Origin of the sequence: Streptomyces sp. NPDC048565, from assembly GCF_040650935.1 — a bacterium.
In the GTDB taxonomy this organism is placed as follows: domain Bacteria; phylum Actinomycetota; class Actinomycetes; order Streptomycetales; family Streptomycetaceae; genus Streptomyces.
This window is the reverse complement of the sequence record NZ_JBEZIH010000001.1, coordinates 50,075-71,797: the sequence shown is the minus strand read 5'-3', so window position 1 is coordinate 71,797 and position 21,723 is coordinate 50,075. Positions and strand designations below refer to the sequence as shown.

Below are 21,723 nucleotides of genomic sequence, written 5' to 3'. Positions count from 1 at the left end.
TGCCCACACCTCTATTGCTGCCGGACGGTTTCTCTTGGCTGAGTTCATCTACACCATGCGCAAGACGCGCAAGGCGCACGGCGACAAGGTGATTCTCGATGACGTCACCCTGAACTTCCTGCCCGGCGCGAAGATCGGTGTCGTGGGGCCCAACGGCGCCGGTAAGTCCACGGTGCTGAAGATCATGGCGGGCCTGGAGCAGCCGTCCAACGGTGACGCGTTCATCTCGCCCGGCTTCAGCGTCGGCATCCTCATGCAGGAGCCGGAGCTCGACGAGAACAAGACCGTCCTGGAGAACGTCCAGGACGGCGCCGCCGAGATCATGGGCAAGCTGAAGCGCTTCAACGAGGTCGCCGAGCTCATGGCGACGGACTACTCCGACGCGCTCATGGACGAGATGGGCAAGCTCCAGGAGGACCTGGACCACGCCAACGCCTGGGACCTCGACGCCCAGTTGGAGCAGGCCATGGACGCCCTGGGCTGCCCGCCCGGCGACTGGCCCGTCAACAACCTCTCCGGTGGCGAGAAGCGCCGTGTGGCGCTCTGCAAGCTGCTGATCGAGGCCCCGGACCTGCTCCTCCTCGACGAGCCCACCAACCACCTCGACGCCGAGTCGGTGAACTGGCTGGAGCAGCACCTCTCGAAGTACGCGGGCTGTGTCATCGCCGTCACTCACGACCGGTACTTCCTGAACAACGTCGCCGAGTGGATCCTCGAACTCGACCGCGGCCGCGCCATCGCCTACGAGGGCAACTACTCCACCTACCTCGACAAGAAGGCCACCCGCCTCAAGGTCGAGGGCCGCAAGGACGAGAAGCGTCAGAAGCGGCTCAAGGAAGAGCTGGAGTGGGTCCGCTCCAACGCCAAGGGCCGGCAGACCAAGTCCAAGTCCCGTCTAGCCCGTTACGAGGAGATGGCGGCCGAGGCGGACAAGATGCGGAAGCTGGACTTCGAGGAGATCCAGATCCCGCCGGGCCCGCGGCTCGGTTCCATCGTCGTCGAGGTCGAGAACCTCTCCAAGGCCTTCGGCGACAAGGTCCTCATCGACGACCTGTCGTTCACGCTCCCGCGCAACGGCATCGTCGGCGTCATCGGTCCGAACGGCGCGGGCAAGACCACGCTGTTCAAGATGATCCAGGGCCTGGAGACCCCCGACTCCGGCGCCATCAAGGTCGGCGACACGGTCAAGATCTCCTACGTCGACCAGTCCCGCGCCAACATCGACCCGAAGAAGACCCTCTGGGCCGTCGTCTCGGACGAGCTGGACTACATCAACGTCGGCCAGGTCGAGATGCCCTCGCGGGCCTACGTCTCCGCGTTCGGCTTCAAGGGCCCGGACCAGCAGAAGCCGGCCGGTGTCCTCTCCGGTGGTGAGCGCAACCGCCTCAACCTGGCGCTGACGCTCAAGGAGGGCGGCAACCTGCTGCTCCTCGACGAGCCCACCAACGACCTCGACGTCGAGACCCTGTCCTCGCTCGAGAACGCGCTGCTGGAGTTCCCCGGTGCGGCCGTGGTCATCTCCCACGACCGCTGGTTCCTCGACCGCGTCGCCACGCACATCCTGGCGTACGAGGGCGACTCCAAGTGGTACTGGTTCGAGGGCAACTTCGAGTCGTACGAGAAGAACAAGATCGAGCGTCTCGGCGCGGACGCGGCCCGCCCGCACCGTGCCACGTACAAGAAGCTCACGCGAGGCTGATCGAGTTGGCCCGTCATATCTACAGCTGCCCCCTGCGCTGGTCGGACATGGACGCCTTCGGTCACGTGAACAACGTGGTCTTCCTCCGCTACCTGGAGGAGGCGCGCATCGACTTCATGTTCCGTCTCGCGCCGGGGGACGGCTCGCCGTCCTTCGCCGGCGGGTCCGTCGTGGCCCGGCACGAGATCGACTACGTGCGCCCGCTGGTCCACCGGCACGCGCCGGTGACCATCGAGTCCTGGGTCACGAAGATCAGCGCGGCGTCCCTGACGATCGCCTACGAGGTCAAGGACCCCGAGCAGGTGTACGTACGGGCGTCGACGGTCGTCGTCCCCTACAACCTGGCCGAGGAGCGGCCCCGGCGAATCACCGCCGAGGAAAGGCTCTTCCTCCAGGAGTACTTCGATCAGGAGCCGGCCGTCGCATGACAGTGCCTGTACGGTCGCCGCGGTTCGCCGACGCGAGGGAGGCGGCCGATCTCGCCGCCTTCCTCGGCAGGCTGCTGCACTACGACCGTGCCGCCGCCGTCCGCCTCCAGGCGGGCGGCGGTGCGCTGGCCGTCTTCGGCAGGCCGCCGTCCTTCGAGGTTCTCGCCATCCGAACGGCCCGGCTGGCCGGGTCCCACGACTTCGACGTCACGGTGTCCGCCGGTGAGCTCCTCGAAGCCCTGGACACGGACGGGACCGACGAAGCGGCCGGTGTGAGCGCCCTGCCCGAACCTGTCACCGGGCCTCCGTGGGCCGGGATGCTGCCGCCGCGCGGCGGCTGGCAGGAGCACCCCGGGCTGCCCGACCCCGTAAGCCTGCGTACCCAGCTCGCCGACGCCGTGGCCGAATTCCGGGCCCGTGACGCCGCGCTGCCCGAGGACCGGCGCACCCGTGCGGAACGCGACCTGATCGGCCGCGACATCTGGTCCAGGACGGTCGGCGGCACGGAGCTTCCGCTGCGCGCGGTCCACGCCGCCCAGTCCCTGGGCTTCCTGCGCCCCGCACCCGACTTCCCCGTGGCACTGCTCACGGCGGGCGCCTGGCTGCGGCTGCGCACCCCGTTCGGCTCGATCGCCCTGCGGGGCACGGGCGGCGGCGGCCTCGGCACGCTCGCCGTGACGGTCGGACGGGCCTGACCCGAGCCGCCAGGACGGAAGGGTCCGCGACCCGAGCCGCCAGGACGGAAGGGCCCGACCCGAGCCGCCAGGATCTACTCCTTCGGAGCGTCGGGCCACACCCCGATGTGGTCCTGCTCCAGCTCCAGCATCACCCGGTGCTCCATCCCCAGCGCCTCCGTGTAGTCGGCGGGCAGTTGCAGCCGGCCCGCCCGGTCGAGCATCGCGTACTCCCGCGCCACCTGGGACTCCTGGCCCGTCGCCTCGTCCACCTCGGTGCGCCGCAGCACCTCGGAGGACGTACGGCCGTCGCGGATCGCGACCGTGCGGCGCACCTCGCTCGCCACCGCCTGGTCGTGGGTGACGATGACGATCGTGGTGCCGAGCTCCTCGTTGGCCCGGCGGAACGCGGCGAACACCTGCTCACCCGTCGCGGAGTCCAGCTCACCGGTCGGTTCGTCGGCGAGCAGCACCGAGGGGTTGTTGGCCAGGGCCACCGCGATAGCCACCCGCTGCTGCTGGCCGCCGGACATCTGGGCGGGGCGGCGGTCGCGGCAGTCCGCGACATCCAGCATCTCCAGCAACGACTCGGCCCGCGCGGCCCGTTCGCGGTTCCGGCCGCCGCCGCGCAGCTGCATGGGCAGCGTGATGTTCTGTACGGCGGTCAGATACGACAGCAGATTGCGGGAGGTCTGCTGCCAGACGAAGCCGACGACGTCGCGGCGGTAGTGCAGCCGCTCCTTCTGCCCCATCGCGAGCAGGTCGCGGCCCGCCACCTTCGCCGACCCGGCCGTGGGCACGTCCAGGCCCGCCAGGACGTTCATCAGGGTCGACTTCCCGCTGCCCGACGCGCCGACCAGGGCCATCAACTCGCCCTCGGTGACCAGCAGATCGAGCCCCTGGAGGGCCTGCACCTCCACCCCGTCCGTGGAGAAGATACGCACCAGACGGTCGCAGGCGATCAGGGCGTCGTGCCCGTACGAGGGCCGGTCACGGCGTGCCGCGGCCCGTCGTTCGAGCTCCGCCAGGGTGGTCTCTGTCGATGATGTCACCGGGTGTCTCCTGCCCTGAGTTCCTTGATCGATCCTCGGCGGCTCGCCCACCACGCCTGGACGCCGGCCACGGCGGCGGCGAGGACGACCACACCGGCCGCCGGGAGCGCCAGCGACCACGGGTCGGCCCGTAGCGCGGCGGTGTGCGGCGTCGTGGGGTCGCCGCCGGCCAGAGCCAGCGCGCCCAGATCGACGCCGGGGGCCAGCAGGGCGATGGTCGCCCAGCCGACGAGGAGCCCGCCGAGCGCGGCCAGCAGCGCCTGCGGCATCGCCTCGAACGCGAGCAGCCGCCTGCCCTGCCGCGTCGTGAGCCCCATGGTGCGCAGCCTGGCCAGGAGCGTGGTGCGCTCCGGGGCGGTCTGCAGCAGGGACAGCAGCAGGGCGAGCAGCGCGTATCCGGCGCCCGCCACGACAGCCGCCGCGTAGATCTGTTCGGCGCCCGACTGCATCGGGGTGTCCACGAACTTCTCGCGCTCCGCTGAGCGCAGCCCCACCTCGAAGCCGGGACCCGCCTCGCGCGCGGCGGCCCGCAGTTGCCGGCCGTCGAGCGAGGGGCCGGTGACCAGCAGCGTCGTGGGATCCGGCAGGGCGAGCCGCCGCGCGTCGACGATCAGGAACTCCGCGTCGCCCACCGCGGAGGTGCGCGTGAGCACCCCGGCGACCCGCACCTCGACATTGCCGGCCTGCGACCGGATCGTGTGCGGCTGCTTCCCGAGCCGCTCAGCGACGGCGGGCGAGACGATCGCCGGAAGGACCGTGTCCTGCCCCGGCCCGTTCCTCAGCGCCGTCACGGGGAAGGCCGGGAGGCCGGTGTCGCGCGCCAGCGCCGCGTACGACTCGGGTTCGACGCCCAGCAGCGTCGCGCGCTTCGTGTCCGATGTGACGTCGTGGGCGGCGGCCAGCGGCGTCCCGTACTCGATACGCACGGCCGTGACGCCCTCGGCGCCGTCCACCGCCCGTACCTGGCGGACGAAGCCGTCGGTGACCGGGGCGGTGGCCCGGCCCTCCGCGCTGATCCGGGCATCCGCGCCGACGGCCCGCAGCGCCGCTTCGTCGCGGGCGTCCGCGACTCCCGCGAGCACCGAGCCGCCGAACGCCGCGGTGGTGAGCGCGATCAGCAGGGCGAGCAGCGGCAGCGTGCCGCCGGACGAGGTCCGCCCCGCGCGGGCCAGCGAGAGGAAGCCGACCGCTCCGCGCAGCCGCGCCACCGGGCGGGCCGCCAGCCGCAGCGGCAGCGGATACAGCCGTACGAGAACCAGCGCGGCGATCAGCCCCACCAGGACGGGCGCGGCACTGACCAGCAGATCGGCGTCCGAGCCCGTCGTCGTGCCACGGCGGCGCAGCGCCGCGACCGCGCCGACGGCCAGGACGAGCAGAGTCAGCTCGGCGACCGTACGGCGCCGGGTGGGTCTGGCGTCCACCAGGTCCTCGCGTGCGCCGTGCAGCAGCGGCGTGCGGTGGTGCAGGGCCGTACGCAGCGGAAGGACCAGGCAGACGAGCCCCCCGACGGCGGCTGCGCCCACCACGGCGGGCAACAGGCGGGCCTCGCGCACGAGGAGGACGGCCGCCAGCAGCCCGAGCGCCGCGGCGGGCAGCACCGCCACCGCCGTCTCGGCGAGCAGCCGCCCGCCGATGCCTCGCAGCGAGCCGCCGCGGGAACGCAGCAGGGCCAGTTCGTGGTGGCGGCGCGCGCTGATCAGACCGCCCGTCATCAGCAGGACGACGGCGGCCACCGCGCCGATCCCCACGGCGGCCACCGTGACGACGGGGCCGATGGCGGCACGCATCTGTGTGTAGGAGTCGAGGATCGCGTCCAGGTCCGTGGTGAGCGCCCCGTTGGGGCCCACCACGTCGCGCAGCTTCAGCAGCTCCGGGCCGTTCTCCAGCGAGGCTACGGCGTCCCGCAGACGGGGGACGTCGGCCGCTGTGAGCCCGGAGGGGTCAGGCGCGATGCGCCAGTACAGCTCGGGTTCGCCCGTCGTCTCCAGCAGCACAGGGCCGGTGCCGGGAGCCAGGAGCAGCGTCCCCGTCCAGTAGAGGACGGGCGTCGGGGAACCGGGGTCGGGGACCAGGGACGGGGCGCGGTAGAGGGGGTCGACCGACCAGTAGCCGCTCTTCGGGTGCAGCGGGGTGACCAGGCCCGTGATGCGTACGGTCAGCGGCTTCCCGTTCTGCGTGGGCACCCGGATCCTGGAGCCCGGCTTCATCTTCAGCTCCGCCGCGGTCTCCTCGGTGACGGCAGCCTCCACCTCACCGGTTCTGGAGGTCACCTTGCCGTGTGCGGCGGGCCAGCGCCCGGCGGCGAGTTCGCTGTGCTCGTCGAGTGCCGAGGGGACGGCGTAGTGCAGCTGCGGGGGCATCGCGTCGGGGCGGGGCAGCCAGGGTTCCTCCGCGGTGATCGGCTTCGTGGTGTGCACCCCGTAGGAGGACAGCGGGAGATCGGCCCGCACGGGGGCGGGGAGGCCCTTCACCAGTGCGCGCCCGGCCTCGGCGCGCGGCGCCTCCCGCATGACCTGCTCGCGCGCCGTGCGGGGCGCCGCGAGAGAGGGCGGGGGCGTGGACACATCGAGCACGCTCTGTCCCGGCTGCGTGGCCGTGACGTCATGACGCAGCGCCTTCGTCTCGTACGCGTCCACGGAACGCGGGAACGCGGCGGCGAGGAAGGCGGTCAGGAACACCAGGACCGCGAGGGCGGCGGAGACACCGGGGGCGGTGCGCAGCCGTGTACGCACCCAAGGGGCGCAGGCGGCCGGGATCTTGGCGGCGTTCATGTCAGTTGTCCCCCTGGTGGCGCAGCGACACCGCCGGGTCGGCCCGGCGCAGTGTGATCGCGGCGACGAACAGCAGCGGCAGCGCCGCGACCGAGGCGAGCAGGACCGCGACCTGCCCGGCCGGCAGCAGGACCAGCACATCCGGCACCGGCCTGGTGGCCTGCCCGGTCAGCACGACGAGCGGTACGACGGCCCGGGTGAGCACCGCCCCGAGGGCGAACCCGATCAGCAGCGCGAGCGCGATCAGGACACCCTGCTCGGCGGCGGCCATCCGCGCCAGCCGGCGGCGGGACGCGCCCAGCGCACGCAGCACGGCGAATTCGGTGGCCCGTTCGCGCCCCGAGCCCACGAGGCCGACCGCGAATCCGACGGCGGCGAGCGCGGCGGCCACCACCGCGACAGCCAGCAGCGCGGACTGCGGCCCCGCTCCCAGCGGGTCGTCCGCCAGCTCCCGCGCCACCTCGTCACGCACCCGCACCTGCGCCGGATCGGTGCCGGGCAGCGCGCGCAGTTCCGCCGCCACCTCCGGGCCGCCGCCTGGTGCGGTGCTCAGCCACCACTCGGTGGGCGCGAGGGTGGCGCCCGCCCGGTGGGCCAGCACCTCCGACACCGCCCTCAGATCCAGCAGCAGGCTGCCGCCGGGCTTCGTGGACGCCTCCGCCGATACGTCGTCGGCCGCGCCTGCCCCCGCCTCGGGGCCGGTGGCCGGGAGCTGCCGCACCGACTTCACCAGCTTCACCCGGACCGTACTGCCGCCCAGTGTGAGGTCGATCTGCTGACCCGTCTTCGCGCCCGCGTACGTCAGATACGCGTCGGTGGCCACCGCCTTCAGCGCGGGGGCAGCCGGGCGGGCCGCGGTGATCCGCAGGGTGTCGACCGGGGCGTCGTCGAAGGCGTCGGCCGACCGGGCCTGGCCGGTCGCGTAACGGAAGGACGGTGACGCGCCTGAGCCCTTCACCGCCTGAGGTTTCTCTCCGGCCTGTTCATCCCCGGCCGACGAGGTGGCCACCCCCGCCTGCCAGCGCACCCCGTCCGAAGCGGGGACCCGCTGCTCGTCGCCCCCGGTGGTGAGCGTCCTGAGCCCGGTCACGGAGACCAGGCGCGTCTCGGCGCGGCCCGCGGGCGCCTCACTGTCCAGCTCGAAGCCGGTCACCGCCAGCCGGCCCGCTGCCGACACCGGGAAGGACGCGGTGTGCGGGCGCCCGTCGACGGGCACGGTGCCGGCCCCGATCCGGTACCCGATGCCGTAGCGGTCCTCGAGCAGCACGCTGACCAGCGCCGTCGAACCGGGCGTCGCCTTCCCGCCGGGCGCCGACGTGTCACGGACCCGCAGATCGAACCGCACCTGTTCACTGCCCTCGGGCAGGACGACCCCGGTCCGCGCGGTCCGCGGCGGGGCTATCGCGTCGAACAGCTGCTGCGGGGAACTGTCGGAGAGGTCGTCACGCATCAGCATCCGCTCGTCCGCGTGCGCGGTGTCCAGGGCCAGCACCTCGGCCGTCCGGCCGGCGGACAGATCGGCTGTCGTACGGAAGGCCGGAGCCGCCTCCCGTACGCCCGGCAGATCCGTGTAGGGGGCGGCCTTCGCCGGGTCGCCCGACAGGGCGCCCACCATGCGGACCGAGGCGCCCGACCTGAAGTCCGCCTGGTCACCCTGCGAACGGTCCCAGGACGCACTCTGGCCGATGGCCAGCATGCCCATCGCGACCGACAGGACCAGCAGCAGCACAGGACCCGCGCCCCGCAGCGGCCGGCGGCTGAACTGCCAGCCCGCCAGGGCGGTGAAAAGCCCCCGGCCGCCCGCCGCACGGCGCTCGGCGAGCCGGGCGGCGGGCGGCAGCAGACGTAGCGTCAGGACCGTGCCGGCGAGCAGGGCGAGCGCGGGCGCGGCGACCAGCAGCGGGTCGATGCCGAGCCGGCCCTGCCGGTCGCCGCTGAGCGCGCCGCTGCCGGACGCCCCGGTCTGCCGGTCCAGCTGCCAGTACGCCACTGCGGCGACCAGCAGCAACGCGATGTCGGCGCCCGCGCGCACCGGCGTGGGCAGCGAAGCCGCCCGGCCACCACGGCGGGCTCCCGCACCCGCGGCCAGTGCCGGCGCGACCACGGCGAGGGCGCACGCCAGCGCGACGGCGCCCGCCACCAGCCAGACCGTGCCGTCCGCTCCGCCCTCGAGCCGCAGCCCGATCCGGCCGAGCTCGCTGCGGGCCGCCAGCAGCCGGGTCAGCGGACCGGCGAGCAGCGGCGCGACGACGGCGGCCGGTATCGCGAGCAGCAGCGCCTCGATCGCGGCCAGCGAGGCGATCCGGCCCCTGGATCCGCCCCTGGCCCGCAGCAGTTCGGTCTCGCCGCCACGCTCGCTGCTCAGCAGCCGGGCCACGAGCAGCAGGGCGTATCCGGCGAGCAGCACCAGCTGCACGGCGACGATCATGATGGTGGAGCGGGACACCAGCAGCGCCCGCTCGATCTGGTCGATGACGGTGGGCAGCGAGGTCCGCACCGTGGCCCCGGCCCCGAAGACCGGGGACTCGGACAACGTCTTCGGCCCGTCCGTCGACGCCCGGTGCAGGGCCTCGGTCCTGCCGGTCGTCACCGTACGGAAGTCGGCGGCGGCCAGCCAGGACATCGCACCGGCGCTGACCCGGTCCGAAGCGAGCACGGCGGGGTCGGCCAGCAGCGGCCCGTAGGTGGTGAAGACGACCTTGCGGGCGCCGCGCCCGCCGAGCGGATCCAGCTGCCAGTACGGGTCCTGGAGGTCGGACGCCTCGTACAGGCCGGTGATCTCCACCGGCAGCGGCGTCTCCTTCAGCCGGTCGGTGAGGGTGAGACGGGAGCCAGGCTTCAGCTTCAGCGCCTCGGCGGCGGCGCGCGGCAGCGCCACCTGCACACGCTCCTTCGCGCCCCCCGCGCCGGCGTCCGGCATCCGCCCCGAGGTGAGGCGGATCCGGCTGCGGTCGAGCGAGGCCAGATGCGTCAGATCGGGCTCGTCGCGCTGCGCGGCGGGTGCCTGGAGGTCACGCGGCAGGGCGTAGGGGCCCGAGCTCTCCAGCTTTCGCACGGTCGCCGGCAGCCCGTCGAAGGTGTCCCGGGCAGCCCGGCGCACCAGGGCGTCGGCCTCGTCCCGCTGCTCGCGGTCCACATCGGCGGAGACGAACAGGGAGGCCTGCGCGGCGGAGCGGTGCGTGAGCGTGTGCCGCAGGGCCGCGTCGCCCATGGAGCCCGAGAAGGCGGTGAGCGCGGCCAGCACACAGGTGGTGAGGAGCACGGCCAGGACGGCTGCGGCGAGGAGGAGCCGGTGCGCACGCACCCGCAGAAGGACGAACTCCGTCACCTGATCCCCCGAACCTCAGCAGCCGCACGCCCCCCGGCGTGTACCGGATGCTGTCAGAGTGCACAGGCTCCTGGAAACCGCTTGCGCGCGCACTTGATGGGATCGTGACCGTTATGCGGCGGTGGAGCACCGGATTCCGCACAGGGGCTCGGAGCGGGATTCAGCCCGCTGTGTTGATCATGGAGGCGGCCGCGTAGGTGAGGTAGTCCCACAACTGCCGCTCGTGCTCGGGGGAAAGCTCCAGCTCGTCGAGGGCGACCCGCATGTGGCCGAGCCAGGCGTCGTGCGCCGCCCTGTCCACCTGGAACGGCGCGTGCCGCATCCGCAGCCGGGGATGACCCCGCTGGTCGCTGTAGGTGCGCGGTCCGCCCCAGTACTGCATGAGGAACAGCGTGAACCGTTCCTCGGCTGGGCCGAGATCGGCCTCCGGGTACATCGGCCGCAGCAGCGGGTCGTCCGCGACGCCCTGGTAGAAGCGGTGGACCAGGCGCCGGAAGGTCTCCTCGCCGCCGACCTGCTCGTAGAAGGTCTGCTCCTGAAGCGTGTCGCGCGGAATCTCTGTCACCCGTCCATCGTCGCAGACGCACCGGCCGAGGTCAGGAGTCCTAGGACTCCTGACCTCGGCCGGTACGTGAGCGGTCAGTCGCGGCGGACGGTGATCGTCGTCCAGGCACCCACGTGCACCTGGTCGCCGTCCTGGAGCGGGACGGGGACATAGGGCTGGATCGGGTCCTCGGCACCGTTGAGCGTGGTGCCGTTGGTGGAGTTCTGGTCGACGACGGCCCAGGTGCCGTCCGGCTGCTGCACCAGTACGGCGTGCTGGTGCGAGACACCCGGGTCCTCCGGCGGTACGGCGAGATCGACGTCGGGGGACTCGCCGGTGCTGTGCCGGCGGCGGCCGATGGTGATCTGGTTGCCGGTGAGCGGAAGGTGCTGCTCCGGGGAGTACGCGGGCAGGTTGAGCCCGGTCGCCTCGGGGCCGCTGCGCTGCATCATCGCCAGGAAGTAGTCGCGGTCCGGGCCGATGACAGCCGTCCAGCTGCCGGGACCCTGGGCCGGTCCGCCCTGGGCGGGGCCCTGACCTGGGCCCTGACCGGGAAACTGCTGCTGCGGCGGCTGGGATGCCTGCGACGGCTGCGATCCCTGGGGGGGCTGGGGCGCCAGAGGTGCCTGTTGCGGCTGCGGGCCCTCCTGGAAGGCCTGCGGGTGCTGCTGCTGTCGCGAGGGCGGCGGCAGCATCCAGTCGTCGTCCTCACCGGTCCGCGGCTGCTGCGGCGGCTGAGGTGCGGTGGGCGCGGGCGGTGCGGACTGCTGCTGGAACGCCTGCGGGGGAGGCGGCCCCTGCCGCTGCGGCTCGAACGGCGACGGCGGACCGCCCTGCGGGCCGGGACCCTGACCGGGGCCCTGCTGACCGTGGCTCTGCGGCCCGGGACCCTGACCGTGGCCCTGCGGCCCGGGACCCTGCGGCCCGGGGCCCTGCGGGTTCTGCCCCTGCGGTCCAGGGCCGTGCTGCGGCCCCTGGGACTCGAACGGGGACGGCGACTGCTGCTGGAACGACGGCGGAGGCGGCGGCCCCTGCTGGAAGGAGGGCGGGGGCGGGGGCGCCGGCGGACCCGGGCGGCCGCCCTGCTCGGGCGAGAGCGGCTCGGCCCCCCGGTTCACCTGCGAAGGCCGGGAGCCCTGGTATTCGAAGGAGTCCCGCTGCTGCTGCGGGGGAGGGCCCTGCTGCGACTGGAAGCCGGGCGGCAGATTCAGGCCGGGCGCCGGACCGTTCGCGCCGCCTCCCGGGCCGCCCTGCGGGGCCAGCGGGGTGTACGACGTCGCCGTGTTGGTGAGGAAGTTCCAACGGCACTCCTCGCAGTACGGCGCCATCGCCTCACGCGGCGTACGGCACTGCGGGCAGAGCTCGGCCTGGGCGGCCGGCCCCCCGGAGCCGGGCCCCGGGTAGCCGTAACCGGGAGCGGGCGGCGGGGGAGGCGGCGGCGGGACAGCGCCCGCGGGCGCGCCCGTCCCGGCCATGCGGTGTCCGCAGACCTCGCACCAGTCCTCGGAACCCGACTGGTGTCCGTTCGGGCAGGTCGGCATGTCGGCGCTTCCCCCTCTCCTCGTCCGGCCCGGAGGCCGCCATGCGTGTCGCTACTTCTTGACGCGAACTGTCTTGGTCGAGCGCGTTTCGAGTGTCATCTCGTCCGCTTCCGCGACCCTCGCTTTCAGTCGCACAGTACCGGTCGCCGCGTCGACAACGTCGACCACCTTCGAAAGCAGTTTCGCAGTATCCGCGTTTCCGGAGGCCGATGCGAGCTGCACCGCACGGCCCAGTTTGGCTGTCGCGCCGTCCGAGTCACCCGATTTACGTGCATCGAGGCCCTGTTGGATGACTTGCGCCAGTTCGGCCTGTCCTGTGTAGTGCGCCACCTGCGGGTTGATCGAGGTGGACGCGGCCATGTCGTCCGTCCACACCGCCCGTACGAGACCCTGGGAGAGGGTCTGCGGGGAGCCGCCGCCGGACGGGGGAGGCAGGATCAGCGAGACCCGGGCCGCCAGCATCTCCTGGCCGACTCCGGCCTCCGGAACCCTGACGCACACGTGGTAGTCCCGGGACTCGTCGCCCCAGGAGCCGGTCGGGTAGTCACCGGCGCGCGGTCCCGCCTCGGTGCGGCGGCCGGTCAGTTCGGCGACCGTGGGAGCGACCTGCTTGACGAAGACGATCTCCACACCGACGGGCGTCCAGAGCCGCAGGACCACGTCCGCGACCTCCTTGCCCATCGCGTTCTCCATCATCTGTGTGAAGTCCGCGGCGAGGCCCGCGGGATCGGCGACGATGTCCGCGGTGCCGAGCAGCGCGGAGGCGATCGCTGTGACTTCTTTCACCTCCCAGTCGGTGCCGACACCCCTCGCGTCACAGGTGAACCGGCCCGCACAGGAATCCAGGGCGGCCCGCAGATCCTCCGGGGACTCGTGCTCGTTGCGCCCGTCGGTGAGGAGGATGCCGTGCCGTATGTCCACATCGGCGGCCCCGAGCAGCCGGTCGGCCAGCCGCAGCCAGGTCCCGATCGCGGTGCCACCGCCCGCGCTCAGCCGGCGCAGGGACTGCTTCGCCTGGGCCTTGGTCCCCGGGTCGGCCGTCGCCAGCCGCCCGTCACCCGGGTACACGTCCTTGGCCACGTGCGTTCCCGCGACCACGGCGAACAGCGTGCCGTCACGCAGGGTGTCGATGGCCGCCGCCGTCGCGTCGCGCGCGTTGCGCATCTTCGTCGGCGGGTAGTCCATCGAGCCCGAACAGTCGACCATGAGCACCACGGCGGCGTTCGTCGACTGCACAGGGGTCCCGGCGTCCACCGGGGCCCGGCCGGCCAGCGGCACGCCGCCGGTCGTTCCCCCGCCCGTGGACGTGACGGTGACGATCGCGTTGACGTCGCGGCCACCCTCGGGCAGATATTCGTTCTGGTACACCTCGACGGAGAACTGCGGCACGCTGGACTTGGAGAAGTTGGCCATCTGATCGGCTCCTCGATGCTCCACGTATGTCAGACGAAGACAGGTGTACGGACAGAGTTCAGGGCGTGGGAAGCGGGCACGGCGCACGGGACGGGCACGGGGCCCGGGACGGGCACGGGATCACAGGGCGCGACGCCGCCCGGCGCGCGGACGCACCGGGCACGGTTCAGGCCGATCCTGCCCCTGGAGCCGTCACGGCGAACGGCAGCAGCGCCACTGTTACGTTGTCGTGGCCCCCGCCGTCGAGCGCGTGACCGACCAGCGCCTGGGCGCCGTGCAGCGGCCGTTCGTAGGCGTCGGGCGGCATCGCCGCGGCCATCTGGGCCGGGGCCTCCGCGTAGTTCCACAGGCCGTCGGTGCAGACCACCACCAGACCGGGGCGGTCCGGTTTGAAGGACGAGGTGTGCGGCTCCAGTTCGTACGCGTCGGCGCCGAGCCAGCCCGTGATGGCGTGGGCGCGCTCGTCGGCGTACGCCTCCGCCTCGTTCATCAGGCCGGTCGCCACCATCTGCGCGGCCCAGGAGTCGTCCTCCGTGAGCCGGACCGGTGAGTGGGAGCGGTCCTCGGGGACCCAGTAGACACGGCTGTCGCCGACCCAGCCGACGACCAGCAGCCCGCCCGCCATGATCGCGCCGACCAGGGTGCAGGCAGGGGCGTTCTGATGGCGGTGCTGGTCGTGCTCCAACGCCTGACCCGGCTCCTGCGCCAGGGCGTTGACGGCCTCGGAGGCGGCCAGGATCGCCTCGTGCATCGCCTGCTGCGGATGCGTGCCGTGCGGCAGTGACTCCAGCAGCGACTCGTTGGCGGCGCTCGCCGCTGCGGCCGAGGCCTCGTCGGGCCGGGTCGCCGACGAGACGCCGTCGCACACGATGGCGACGACGGCCGGTGAGCCGTCCGGCAGGGCGGTGGAGGACACGGCGAACGCGTCCTCGTTGCGGTGGTGGCGCAGGCCACGGTCACTGACCGCGGCCACCGAGCCGAGCTCCTGCTCCATGTGGTCGCGCTCGCGGGGCTGGGCATGGCCGCAGTTCTCGCAGTAGCCGTCGGTGTCCACATGGCCCGAGCGGCAGGCCACACAGACCTTGCCGCCGGCCGGTGCGGTGCCCGCGGCGGCGTGCTCCGCGGTACGGGGATCGGGGGCGGCCAGCTCGAAGTCGCCCGTGCCGCCCTGGTCGGCGCCCTCCGGGGCGTCCGGCTCGTCGTGGCGCACCGCGGGACCGTCCTCGGCCGGCAGGGGCTTGCCGCCCGAGTCCACGCCCGGCAGGTCGGCCGGGCGGTGCGTGGGCGCAGGCAGGTCGGAGCTGTCCGTCTCGGATGCGGGCGGCCACTCCACCGCACCGTCCGCGCCGGCCGCCCCCGGGCCCTGCGCGGGCACCGTGATGGCGACCGTCGGACGGTCACCGGGCGGCGTCGGCACGGCCGAGAGGTCGTAACCGCAGGCGCCGCAGAACAGGTCGCCCGACTCCAGCGGTTCCTCACAGCTGGGGCACCCCGGCAAGGAGGCCTTCTGGTGGATCTGTGACATCTTCACACCCAGGTCCGGGGGCGGAGACGGTTGGCCCGCTCCACCAGTTCGATCCTCTCGTCGCCCCGCTGCGCGAGCCGGGCGAGTATCCGGTACGAGCGCTCCAGGCCGAACCTGAGGCCCCGCTCGTCCAGTTCGCTGCCCAGCACCGTCCGCGGGCCCACGGCTGCGGGAGAGGGCTGAGCCGGCGGCTGAGCCGTGGGACTACCGGAGAGTACCCAGTCGAGTGCGGTGCCCAGTACCTCGGTCGACAGCAGTTCACGTCTCACCGCGTCCAGACCGTAGTCCTGGAGTGCGGTCACCTGGTCGGCGGCGGCCGACAGATCGTCGATCAGCGGATCGTGCGGTGCCCGCTCACGGAGCCTGGCCCGCACCGCGGCGACCCTGGCCGCCGTGTAGTGGATCGACGACTCGGGCACGGACTCCAGGGTGCGTACCGCCCCGGGTCTGTCGCCCGCGGCGATCTGCACCCGGGCAAGGCCGAAGGCCGAGCTGACGAAGCTCGGGTCGGTCGCCCACACCAGGCGGTAGTACTCCGCGGCGTTGTCCAGCTGCCCCAGCACCTCCGCGCAGACACCCAGCGCGAGCTTGGGCGCGGGCTCGCCGGGGAAGGCGTCGTAGACCGCGTCGAAGGACAGTGCGGCGTTCTCGTTGTCACCGGTCACCAGCGAGGTGATTCCCCGGTACCAGACGACCCGCCAGTCTTCCGGGTGCTGGGTCTCCAGCGTCGTCAGCGCCCGCACGGCGGAGTCGAGTTCGCTCATCTCCAGCCGGGCACGCAGCTCCCGCAGCCGGGTCTCCAGCGAAGCGGCGGGCACGGAGTGCAGGGCGGCGATCAGCTCCAGGGGCGCCGAGGCCATCACCCCGGCGAGGAAACCGGCGTTGGGGTCGTTCGGGTCGACCCGGGGGACCGGCAGGGCCAGCGAGGTGGCCCTGGCGTCGAACGCGGCGAGCCGGGGCACACCGGCCTGGTACCCGGCCGGGGGCACCCCGGGGCCGGGAGGCGCGGTACGCGGTGCGGGAACGCTCGCCAGGGGCTGCGGGTACTGCTGGGGGTAGGCCACCGCACCGCCCGTGCCCTGGGGGGCTGCGCTTCCGGTGCCGCCCCGCACATGGGTGTCGGGCGCGTGCAGCGGACCGGCGCCGATCGCCGCTGCCCGCGGTGCGGGCGGGAGGGCGGGCGCGGTACCCGGGGCGGGGGCCGGAAGCGGTGCGGCTGCCGCCCCGCGCCGGCGCGCGAAGCGTCCCGTGCCGCCCGACGGCGCCCTCCGGACACCGAGCCCCGACACCTCGCCGGTCAGCTCGGCGAACAACGCCGTGTCCGTCACGCGCATCTCCGTGCCGAACAGGGTCGAGAGCGCAGGCCGCGGACGCCCCGTCTGTAGTGCGACGACCTCCCGCAGCACTCCCGTCAGCTGCTCGGCCATCTCGGACGCCGAGGAGAAGCGGCGGGCCGGATCCGGGTCCGTGGCGCGCACGAGCAGCCGGTAGAAGGACTCGTATCTCCGGAACACCTCGATGTTGTCCGGGTCGGGAAGCGAGTCCACGAAGACGTTCGTGTACCCCTGGAAGTCGAAGGTCAGCACGGCGAGCGTCCGCGCGACCGTGTAGACGTCGGAGGCGACGGACGGGCCGGCCTCGGCCACCTCGGGCGCCTGGTAACCGACGGTGCCGTAGATGGCCGACTCGTCGTCGTCCATCCTGCGGACCGCTCCCATGTCGATGAGCTTGAGCTGGTCCTCGGTCTGGATGGCGTTGTCGACCTTGAAGTCGCAGTACAGCACGTTGCGGCTGTGCAGGTGGCCGAGCGCCTCCAGCGCCTCGATCCCGTACGCGCAGGCCTGTTCGACCGGCAGCGGATCCCGCTTCCCGTCCGGTGCGCGGCGCTCGTTGGCGATCTCCTTGAGGGACTTCCCGCCGACGTACTCCATCACGATGTAGCCGTCGAGCGACCCGGTGCGCTGGTCCAGATGTTCCACGAAGTTGTAGATGCGGACGATGTTGGAGTGCTCGATCTCCGCGAGGAAGCGCCGCTCGGAGATGGCCGCCGCCATGGCGTCCTGGTCCCCGGTGTCCAGCAGGCCCTTGAGGACCACCCAGCGGTCGGAGACCGCCCGGTCCACGGCGAGATAGACCCAGCCGAGCCCGCCGTGCGCCAGGCAGCCCACCACCTCGTACTGCCCGTGCACGATGTCGCCGCTGTTCAGCTTGGGCACGAAGGAGTAGGGGTGCCCGCACTTGGTGCAGAATCCCTCGGTGCGGCCCGGCTGCTCCCCACGGGCCCGGCCCACCGGCGCACCGCAGTCGGAACGCGAGCAGAACCGCTTCCGCTCGGGGACCTCGGGGTTCTCCATGACCGCGGTGTTCGGGTCGGGGCGCGGCACGTCGGGGACGAGCACCAGGCCCGCGCCCAGCCTGCCGCGACCTGAGGACGAACCCGTCGAGACGCCCGACGAGCGCACCGAGACCGAGCGGGACGTGGAACTGCCCGTCAGAGCGCGGGAGAGCCTTCCGGAGACCGAACGCCGTGAGGTCGACGAGCGGGACGAGGAGCGGGCCGACGCCTGCGAACCGGTCCGCTGCGATGTGCTGCCGCTTCCCCGGCTGCCGGGCGACCTGCCGCCGCCCGCGATGCCGGTGGGCGGTGAACTCACCATGCCCGTCGGCGACACCACCGGCGCGAGGCCGCAGGTGTCGCAGTACAGCTCGCCGCCGCCCATGTCCTCGTAGGAGCCCTCGCACGTGGGGCGCTGGCACTGCGTACTCATGATGTCTCCCCCTGTCCGTCGTGCTCGCCCCGACGGCGCGGTGTCAGCAGATCCGTGGCGGCCTGCTGGTAGCGCAGGACCGCCTGTTCGGCGACGCGCAGATCGCACGGTGCGCTCCACAGCATCCGGCGGGCCGCGTCGTACCGCTCGATGAGGAGCGGGTCCTCGGCCAGGCCGTGCCGGGCCACCTTCGCCTTGTACGCGTCCAGTCTGCCGCGCAGCTCCGCGCGGACCGCGAGCGGTGCGGTGACGGACGTCAGCGACTCCCGGGCGCGCAGCAGTTCGTCCTCGGCCTCCCGCTCCAGCGAGTCCAGCAGCGGCGAAAGCCGGTTCCACTGGGCGTGCCTGCGGTAGCCGGACGCGGTGGCCAGGCGCTCCTGGAGGGCGGTCGGCGGGCCGCTGACCGCCGGCACCTCGGAGGCGGCGATCTTCGCCAGCACCTCGCCGCGCGCGGAACGCGCCTCCGCGAGCGTACGGTCCGCGCGGGACAGCACGTCACGCAGCTGGACCAGGCGCTGTTCGGCGTCCTGCCGGACGTCGAGCACCGCCTCGATCTCCCGCCGTACGTCCTCCAGGGCGCGGGCCGCCCGGTCGTAGCGCGAGGTGTCGGGGCGCCCGCCGCCGGGTGCCGCGCTGCCGGGGCCCGGCAGCCAGAACGCCAGCGGGTCGGAGATCACCTGCACGCGCAGTGTGGTCAGCTCCTCGGTGATCGACTCCAGGTCGTCCCCGGCCGGGTGCTCCCCGGGGCGTACGCCGACGGAGTGCGCCAGGGAACGCGTACGGCGCAGCTCCGCGGCGAGCAGGTCTATCCGGGCGGGCAGCGCCGACCACACGGAGTCGGCGGCGACCACCATGTCCAGCGAGCGGGCGTACAGGTCGTTCATCCGGGCGACCAGCTCCTCCAGCGTGAACCGCTCGGAGAGCCGGGCCGGACCACCGGTGGAGGGCCCCGGGCTGACCGCACCCGGGTTCGCGACGGTCACGCTGTCACCGCGCAGGATGTCGGTGAGAGCCGCCAGGTCGTCCTTGCCGGGGTAGCGGCGCCCGGCCCGGATCTCCCGGGCCCTGGCGAGCGTGCCCGCGTAGGCGTCGAAGTACCCCCAGAGCAGGGTGACCGACTGCTCGGTCGCGGCCCAGCGTTCCTTGGTGACGCCGGTCAGGTCGGCGCCCTCCAGGAGCCGGCGGCCCGCGTGGTCCTGCAGGGCGAGGAGCGAGGTCTCGATGGCCTCGTGCTCCGCGCCGAGCCGGGCCAGCGCACGGTCCGCCTCGTCCCGGTCCATGACCGGGCCGGGGGGCCTCCCCGCGAAGCCGGGGAAGGATCCCGCCACGCCCATCGATCACCTCTCCGTATCGGCCGCCGGACCCCAGGGCCCGGACAGGTTCAGTTGCTGCGTTACTGGGGAGCGGGGGGCCCCTTTATGCCGGGCAGCCCCTCCGCGAGCCACGCCTGGTACGACTTCATCCAGGGGCTGCTCGCGCCGCCCTGGCGGTACTCGACCAGCACCTGGTTGACCCGGGCGACCAGGTCGTCGGCGCCGAGCTTCGCGGCGACGCCGTAGTACTCGGTGGTGAACGGCCCGTCGCCCTTGAGCTCCACCGCCGGGTCCTGGGCCGCCTGGCCCGCCGCCAGCGCGTTGTCGGTGACCACGGCGTCGACCTCGCCGAGCTGCAGCCGCACCAGGCAGTCCAGCTGGTTGGGGACGGTCAGCTGGTCCTCGTCCAGCTCGGTGCCGTCGTGCTCGTCCTTGAAGACCGCGCCGAAGGACTTCGCGTCCAGCGCGTCGTACGCCGTCGAACCCTCCGCCGTGCAGACCCGCTTGCCCTTGAGCGACTCGTTGTAGCCGTCGATCCTGGACTCCTTCGGGGCCAGGACCTGCTGCCCCGCCTGGAAGTAGGCCGTGGAGAAGGAGACCTGCTTCGCGCGCTCGCAGGTGATCGTCATCGTGCGCACGACGACGTCGACCTGGTCGTGCTCCAGCGCGGCGATGCGCTGGTTGGTGGGAATGGCGCGGAAGATCACCGCGTCACGGTCGCCGAGGATGTTCTGCGCGATGGCCCGCACCAGATCGATGTCGAAGCCTTCGAGCTTGCCCGATCCGGACTCCGGATTGCGGTAACCCCACTGGAAGCTGTTCTGGTCGACACCGGCTATCAGCTTCCCGCGCTTCTTGATCTTCTCGATGCTCGGGCCGTCGGCGTTCGACGGCTCCAGGCTCGCTTCCGGGTCCTTGCACTCCGCGGTCCTGGCGGGCACCGCGGAGGTGGCGCCGGGGCCGGCCGCAAGACCGGCCGCGGACCCCTCGCTGTGCGTCAGCGGCAGCAGGGTGAGCGAGGCCGTGACGGCGCAGGCCACCGCCATGCCTGTCACACCGCCCCAGCCACGCAGCCTGCCGCGCGCGGCCCAGCCCTTCGCCCTGGTCATCGCTCGTCCCCTCACCGGTACTCCGAGAGCCTGCGGTTGACCCCGACCACCGCCGCGGCCGCGCCCAGTACGGCGAGGACGGCGGCACCGACCGGCAGCCCGCCCAGCGCCCCGCGTCCGTCCTCGGCCGCCGCGTCGAACTCGTCCTGCTCATGGGCGAGGGCCGTCTCCAGCGCGTCGTCGACCTTCCCGAAGGACTCACCCGTGGAGTTCTTCGGGTCGATGATCTGAAGCAGCGCACTGTCGTAGTCGCCCCGGTCGTCCGTCTGCCGGGCCAGCTTGTGACGGTCCTGCCACTCGGACACGCTGGTCATGGCGGCCTCCAACGGCTCGCTCCCCAGGGAGTCGTCACCGGCGAGCTTCTTCGCGGTGGTGAGCTGCGCGCCGAGCGCCTTCATCCCCGCGCTGTAGTCGGTCTCGTACTTGTCATGCGTGCCGTCCGCGGTGAGGACCGCGCCCCGGGCGACCAGTGTGAGGTTCTCGTTGGCGCGTGCCTTCAGCGAGTTGATCCTGGCCTTGTTGAGGACGTCGAGTGACTCCTGGCCGTGCACCATCGCCCCGTGCAGCTCCGTCCTGGCCACCGTGTGCCCGACGGCCAGCCACAGCAGCAGCACCGTGGCCGCGGCCGTCGCCGCGAGCAGCCCGTGGTTGAAGACGCGGTTCGTGCGACGGTAGTTGCGCCGCTGCATCCACACCAGCGCGGCCAGCACCACGATTCCGGCGGCCAGCGAGACGAAGGGCCACTTCTGCGCGTCGGCCGAGTCGGTGCCGAGCCGGCCGGTCTCCGCGGTGTACAGCCGCTCGGCCGCCGGGAGGATGTCGTTGGACATCTTCTGGTTGGCGTACCTGAGGTAGGCGCCGCCGAGCGGCAGCCCCTGCCGGTTGTTGGCCCTGGCCCGCTCGATCAGGCCCGTGTACTCGGGAAGCAGCTGACCCAGTGTGGTGATCTCCTCGCGCGACGAGGTCGACTCGTCGGCGCTCGCCGCGGCCGTCACCAGCAGCCGGGAGGCCTCCTTGATGTCCCTCTCGTACTGGTCGTGCACGTCCTTGGGCTCCTGGGCCCCGGCCAGGAAGCCGCTCGCCGCCATCGTGTCCGCGTCGGCCAGTGAACGGTAGATGCTCGCGGCGTCCGCGCTCAGCGGCTGACTGCGGGTCACCACCGCGTCGGCGGAGGCGGCCCGCCCGGAGATCTCCAGGAAGGTCACCCCTCCGAACACCACGACCAGCAGAGCCAGGGCGGCGCCGATGATGCGCAGCCTGCCCGGCTCGGTCGTCGCCGCGGCACGCAGCCGCTCGACAGCCACGGACGGGACACCACGGCGCTGCGCGGGCACGGTCACGGGCGCGGACGACTGGTCCGGCCCGGGCTCCCGCAGCGCGGTCCCGTTCGGCGGGTATGTCACTCGACCTCCCCCTCGGTCATGACGACGGCCCGGCCCCCCGGCCGATCGGGGGGCTACTGGTCCTGGCCAGAAGTATGGCCCCAGAGGGACTCAAGTCCACCAGGAATGCCCGGATCCCGCGCCGTCCCCCGTATTCGATCAGGATGAGCGCACGC

14 protein-coding genes are annotated in these 21,723 nt (G+C 72.7%); 3 read left to right on the top strand and 11 right to left on the bottom strand.

Features of this window, described 5'->3' with window-relative positions:
- Positions 1-34 precede the first annotated feature (34 nt).
- From ettA to AB0C75_RS00280, 3 genes are read left to right on the top strand one after another with little or no spacing between them, the layout of a single operon-like run.
- Positions 35-1,699, top strand: a complete 1,665-nt coding sequence (gene ettA / locus AB0C75_RS00290) for an energy-dependent translational throttle protein EttA (protein ID WP_362885555.1) — start codon at positions 35-37, stop codon at positions 1,697-1,699.
- A gap of 5 nt (positions 1,700-1,704) precedes the next feature.
- Complete coding sequence (locus AB0C75_RS00285) at positions 1,705-2,127, top strand: thioesterase family protein (protein ID WP_362885553.1); 423 nt, start codon at positions 1,705-1,707, stop codon at positions 2,125-2,127.
- Positions 2,124-2,822 (top strand): hypothetical protein, encoded by a 699-nt coding sequence (locus tag AB0C75_RS00280; RefSeq protein ID WP_362885552.1) that lies wholly within the window; start codon positions 2,124-2,126, stop codon positions 2,820-2,822. The genes AB0C75_RS00285 and AB0C75_RS00280 overlap by 4 nt, the downstream gene beginning before the upstream one ends.
- Before the next feature lie 74 nt (positions 2,823-2,896).
- Here the strand turns inward: AB0C75_RS00280 and AB0C75_RS00275 are convergent, their stop codons facing one another.
- The 11 genes from AB0C75_RS00275 to AB0C75_RS00225 form a co-directional block, all read right to left on the bottom strand.
- On the bottom strand, positions 2,897-3,853 hold the full coding sequence (locus AB0C75_RS00275; protein ID WP_362885550.1) for an ATP-binding cassette domain-containing protein: 957 nt from the start codon (positions 3,851-3,853) through the stop codon (positions 2,897-2,899).
- Positions 3,850-6,624 carry an FtsX-like permease family protein gene (locus AB0C75_RS00270; protein ID WP_362885548.1) on the bottom strand — a complete coding sequence of 925 codons (2,775 nt, stop codon included), beginning with the start codon at positions 6,622-6,624 and terminating at the stop codon, positions 3,850-3,852. Before AB0C75_RS00270 ends, AB0C75_RS00275 begins: the two co-directional genes overlap by 4 nt.
- Position 6,625: 1 nt before the next feature.
- Positions 6,626-9,952: an ABC transporter permease gene (locus tag AB0C75_RS00265; RefSeq protein ID WP_362885546.1), complete on the bottom strand. Its 3,327-nt coding sequence runs from the start codon at positions 9,950-9,952 to the stop codon at positions 6,626-6,628.
- Positions 9,953-10,112: 160 nt separating this feature from the next.
- Positions 10,113-10,517 (bottom strand): globin, encoded by a 405-nt coding sequence (locus AB0C75_RS00260; protein ID WP_362885544.1) that lies wholly within the window; start codon positions 10,515-10,517, stop codon positions 10,113-10,115.
- Between the two features lie 74 nt (positions 10,518-10,591).
- A complete protein-coding gene (locus AB0C75_RS00255; protein WP_362885542.1) occupies positions 10,592-12,037 on the bottom strand; it encodes an FHA domain-containing protein in 1,446 nt (481 codons plus the stop codon).
- Between the two features lie 51 nt (positions 12,038-12,088).
- Complete coding sequence (locus AB0C75_RS00250; RefSeq protein ID WP_362885541.1) at positions 12,089-13,450, bottom strand: VWA domain-containing protein; 1,362 nt, start codon at positions 13,448-13,450, stop codon at positions 12,089-12,091.
- A gap of 166 nt (positions 13,451-13,616) precedes the next feature.
- On the bottom strand, positions 13,617-14,975 hold the full coding sequence (locus AB0C75_RS00245) for a PP2C family serine/threonine-protein phosphatase (protein WP_362885539.1): 1,359 nt from the start codon (positions 14,973-14,975) through the stop codon (positions 13,617-13,619).
- A 2-nt stretch (positions 14,976-14,977) separates the two neighbouring features.
- Positions 14,978-17,743 (bottom strand): tetratricopeptide repeat protein, encoded by a 2,766-nt coding sequence (locus tag AB0C75_RS00240; protein WP_362885537.1) that lies wholly within the window; start codon positions 17,741-17,743, stop codon positions 14,978-14,980.
- Positions 17,740-19,077, bottom strand: coding sequence for a hypothetical protein (locus AB0C75_RS00235; RefSeq protein WP_362885536.1), 1,338 nt, complete (start codon positions 19,075-19,077; stop codon positions 17,740-17,742). Before AB0C75_RS00235 ends, AB0C75_RS00240 begins: the two co-directional genes overlap by 4 nt.
- 59 nt (positions 19,078-19,136) lie before the next feature.
- Positions 19,137-20,165 carry a glutamate ABC transporter substrate-binding protein gene (locus tag AB0C75_RS00230; RefSeq protein WP_362885534.1) on the bottom strand — a complete coding sequence of 343 codons (1,029 nt, stop codon included), beginning with the start codon at positions 20,163-20,165 and terminating at the stop codon, positions 19,137-19,139.
- Positions 20,166-20,176: 11 nt separating this feature from the next.
- Positions 20,177-21,568, bottom strand: a complete 1,392-nt coding sequence (locus AB0C75_RS00225) for a hypothetical protein (protein ID WP_362885533.1) — start codon at positions 21,566-21,568, stop codon at positions 20,177-20,179.
- Between the last annotated feature and the right edge of the window lie 155 nt (positions 21,569-21,723).